Source organism: Streptomyces roseus, assembly GCF_001044425.1.
In the GTDB taxonomy this organism is placed as follows: domain Bacteria; phylum Actinomycetota; class Actinomycetes; order Streptomycetales; family Streptomycetaceae; genus Streptomyces; species Streptomyces roseus.
Window position 1 is genome coordinate 122,633 of record NZ_LFML01000131.1, and the last position, 3,510, is coordinate 126,142.

Genomic DNA, 3,510 nt, shown 5'->3' on the forward strand with positions numbered 1-3,510 from the left:
GGCCGTCGGGCAAGGTCCTCCAGGGCTACTGGGAGAACTGGGACGGCGCCTCCAACGGAGTCCACCCCGGCATGGGCTGGATCCCCATCACGGACAGCCGGATCGCCGCGCACGGGTACAACGTCATCAACGCCGCCTTCCCGGTGATCCTCTCGGACGGCACCGTCCTGTGGCAGGACGGCATGGACGCCGGCGTCAAGGTCTCGACCCCCGCCGAGATGTGCCAGGCCAAGGCGGCCGGGGCCACCCTCCTGATGTCGATCGGCGGCGCCGCCGCCGGCATCGACCTGAGCTCCGCCACCGTCGCCGACAAGTTCGTGGCGACCGTCGTCCCGATCCTGAAGAAGTACAACTTCGACGGCATCGACATCGACATCGAGACCGGCCTGTCCGGGAGCGGCAACATCAACACGCTGTCCGCCTCCCAGGCCAACCTGATCCGCATCATCGACGGCGTCCTCGCGCAGATGCCGGCCGGCTTCGGCCTCACCATGGCCCCCGAAACCGCGTACGTCACCGGTGGAAGCGTCACCTACGGATCGATCTGGGGCGCCTACCTGCCGATCATCAAGAAGTACGCCGACAACGGCCGCCTGTGGTGGCTGAACATGCAGTACTACAACGGCAGCATGTACGGCTGCTCCGGCGACTCCTACCAGGCCGGCACCGTCCAGGGCTTCACCGCGCAGACCACCTGCCTGAACAACGGTCTGACCATCCAGGGAACCACCGTCAAGGTGCCCTACGACAAGCAGGTGCCCGGCCTGCCCGCCCAGCCCGGCGCGGGCGGCGGCCACATGGCGCCGAGCCTGGTCGCCCAGTCGTGGAACGCCCACGGCGGAACCCTGAAGGGGCTGATGACGTGGTCGGTCAACTGGGACGGCTCGAAGGGCTGGACCTTCGGCGACAACGTGAAGTCCCTGCAGAACCGATGACCCCCCGCTGACCCCTCACCGTCCCGGTGCACCGCACTGGGACGGTGAGGGCCCGCCAGTGCGGCGAGCAGTCCGATCAGCTCGTCGCACCGGCGGCGGCCGGTGGCCCCGGCCGGGTCGTCAGTGCGCCCACGGCAGACGAACCGCCTCGATCTCCCCGTCGTTCAGCAATGCGTGGATGAGGGCCGGGGGCCCGGCGACCTTGGTGGCCCACAGATCGCAGTCGGCGCACAGCACCCACGAGCGAAGCACCCACACCTCGTCACACCAGGACTCCGGCGAAGAACATCGACGACAGCAAGGCGTACTGGACCGAGCAGAGCACCAGTAACGGCACCTGGATCCACCGGGACATGCGGTGCACGAGTACGAGTCCGACGAACATCTGCGCGTGGTTTCGGTACCACGACATCTCCGCACCGGCGAAGAACGGCAGCAGGAAGATCGCCACCGTCAGGATCAGCGCCGCCCATTCGTCGGGGCCGAGCCGGCGATCGCGCACGAGCAGGACGACGGCCGTCGCCACCACCAGCAGGAAGAAGATCACGTTCAGCCAGAGCTGGCTCCTGTGCGCACCGAGGCTGTGCTCGACCAGCCACGGCAGATGCCCCTGTGGCCGGTACCAATCGCCGAACGGGAAACCGTAGGCGTTGCGCATCTCGTCGAACGGCTGGCGCACCCCGCTCTGCTGGTAACTGGACTTCTGGAGGGCCTCGTACGCGTCCCACCGGCCCGTCGCCTGCCACATCAGCCACTTGGCCCAGAGGACGCCGCACCCGGCGATCGCCGCCGATGCCACGGCCTTCGCGATCCGCACCCGCCACGCGTCCCGCTGCCACGCGAAGAGCGCGCTCAACAGGAGCATGCCGACCGCGACCGCACCCACCAGGTGGCAGGAGGCCGCCGCGAAACCACCGGCGGCGGCCATCCCCCAGGAACCGCGTCTCACCCCGGCGACACAGACGAGCAACGCCAACGTACCCGTGGCGATCGGAAAGATCGCGTGGAAGTAGACGGCGCCCGGGAAGACCACACCGATGGCGAGGGTGAGGCCGGAGGCCCAGGTGAGCCGGGCACCGAGCAGATACCACAGCACCGCGAACATGCCGAACAGGGATGCCTCGGCCACCAGAACCGCGGAGGTCTCGTAGGGCAATCCGGTGGCGGAAACCGCCCGGACCGCCATCGGATAGCCGGGAAACCAGGCGACGTTCCCGCACATGACATCGGGGAAATCCGCGTAGCGGTCCCGGCACCAGAACATCTCGTAGCCGGTCTTGGCGATGGCCAGATAATGTTCGGAATCCCAGCGGCGTCGACCGGCAGTGGACCAGTACGCGACCTTGGACCCGTCCCCGGCGGCGGAGTGCGCCGCGACCAGCCAGGTGACGAGGTTCCCCAGCAGCCACGCGACCACCGGAGGCACCAGACGGTGCAGCCCCTCGCGGAGCGGTGCTCCGGTCCGCGCGGGCGGCACAAGATCGATCACCACGCCGCCATGGAACCACGGGTGCGGCCCGGTCACCCGCCCGCCGCTCCCGGGCCCGGGCCTCGGGTGGCGGCGGTGGTCGATCGCCGGCCGCCGGCCACCCCGGCGTGGGACAGGAGTGAGGGGTGGGGAGGCGGGTATGAGCCGGGTACCCGTTCCTGCGCCCGCGTGCCGGGCCGGTACCGGCGCCTCCGCCAGGCAGACGGGTTCGAGGAGGTGCACGTCATGTCCGTATCGACCCCGGCTTCCCGCCCCGACCCGCGCCAGGGGACTCCGCCCGGCGAGACCCCGCCCGGGGAGTCGAGCACCGGCTCGGAGACGGGTCCGTACCGCCCTCTGTCACGCGGTTGGGGTACGGGGCCCCTCGTGGTGATCTGGACGATCGCCCTGGTGTTCGCCCTGTTCTTCCTCGCCTACGCCATCATCCTGAACCTGTGAGCCGCGAGGCCCACCGCTGAGCCCGAAGGCCCACCGCTCCGCCGGGTCGGGCGAGGAGACGCCCCGGATCCGCGTGATCGCCGCATTTCCGGGGAGGGTCAACAAGAGCACGCGGTGCATCCGACCGCTGCCACGGAAACGGAGGACAGGCATGAGCGAGACCAGTGCCCGCGGCGATGACGTCTACCAGCCGCAGCCCGAGGCCGAGCCCTCCGAGCTGCAGCCCGACATGGACGACAGCCTCGGCGAGCCCGGCACGGACGCCGTCCTCGACCAGGGCTACTCGCCGCCCGAGCGGCCCCTTGCGAGGCAGGGGGACGACACCACGGGCGAAGCGCTGCGGAGGGGCGAGACCCTCGACGAACGCCTCGCCCGGGAGGAACCCGACCAGCAGCCCCCGCCGGGGGACGGCATCGGGGACCTGGTCGACGGGGAGGGAGAGCCGGTGGACCCGGAGGCGGGCGACGAGCGCGCCGGACGGCTGGCGCCGGCCACCGCCTGGCCCCATGAGAACTCCGTCCTCGCCCACGACGTGGGCATCGACGCGGGGGCCGCCTCGGCCGAGGAAGCCGCCATCCACGTCATCGAGGACCCCGAGGAGGGGCAGCCGTAGCAGGCCGCACCGTCCGCGCGCACCGCACCGCGCCG

5 protein-coding genes are annotated in these 3,510 nt (G+C 70.4%); 3 read left to right on the forward strand and 2 right to left on the reverse strand.

Annotated elements, in window-relative coordinates:
* A partial coding sequence (locus ACS04_RS30000) for a chitinase (protein ID WP_048479943.1) occupies window positions 1–935 on the forward strand: 935 nt, incomplete at its 5' end.
* 120 nt (window positions 936–1,055) lie between these two features.
* On the opposite strand, the gene ACS04_RS40165 is transcribed toward ACS04_RS30000, so the two are convergent.
* Together ACS04_RS40165 and ACS04_RS30005 are read right to left on the reverse strand one after the other, a co-directional pair.
* Window positions 1,056–1,187, reverse strand: a complete 132-nt coding sequence (locus ACS04_RS40165) for a hypothetical protein (protein WP_280921037.1) — start codon at window positions 1,185–1,187, stop codon at window positions 1,056–1,058.
* 10 nt (window positions 1,188–1,197) lie between these two features.
* Window positions 1,198–2,427, reverse strand: coding sequence for a hypothetical protein (locus ACS04_RS30005; RefSeq protein WP_158977661.1), 1,230 nt, complete (start codon window positions 2,425–2,427; stop codon window positions 1,198–1,200).
* Between the two features lie 222 nt (window positions 2,428–2,649).
* On the opposite strand from ACS04_RS30005, the gene ACS04_RS30010 reads away from it, so the two are divergent.
* Together ACS04_RS30010 and ACS04_RS30015 are read left to right on the forward strand one after the other, a co-directional pair.
* The gene (locus ACS04_RS30010; RefSeq protein ID WP_048479975.1) at window positions 2,650–2,862 is read left to right on the forward strand and encodes a DUF6480 family protein; all 213 of its coding nucleotides are present in this window, start codon (window positions 2,650–2,652) and stop codon (window positions 2,860–2,862) included.
* A 151-nt stretch (window positions 2,863–3,013) separates the two neighbouring features.
* A complete protein-coding gene (locus ACS04_RS30015) occupies window positions 3,014–3,475 on the forward strand; it encodes a DUF5709 domain-containing protein (RefSeq protein WP_048479945.1) in 462 nt (153 codons plus the stop codon).
* Window positions 3,476–3,510 lie beyond the last annotated feature (35 nt).

What these genes read in the sequence shown, in the direction of transcription:
- ACS04_RS30010 (WP_048479975.1), top strand. Translation starts at nt 2,650, where the DNA reads ATGTCCGTATCGACCCCGGCTTCCCGCCCCGACCCGCGCCAGGGGACT.
- ACS04_RS30015 (WP_048479945.1), top strand. Translation starts at nt 3,014, where the DNA reads ATGAGCGAGACCAGTGCCCGCGGCGATGACGTCTACCAGCCGCAGCCC.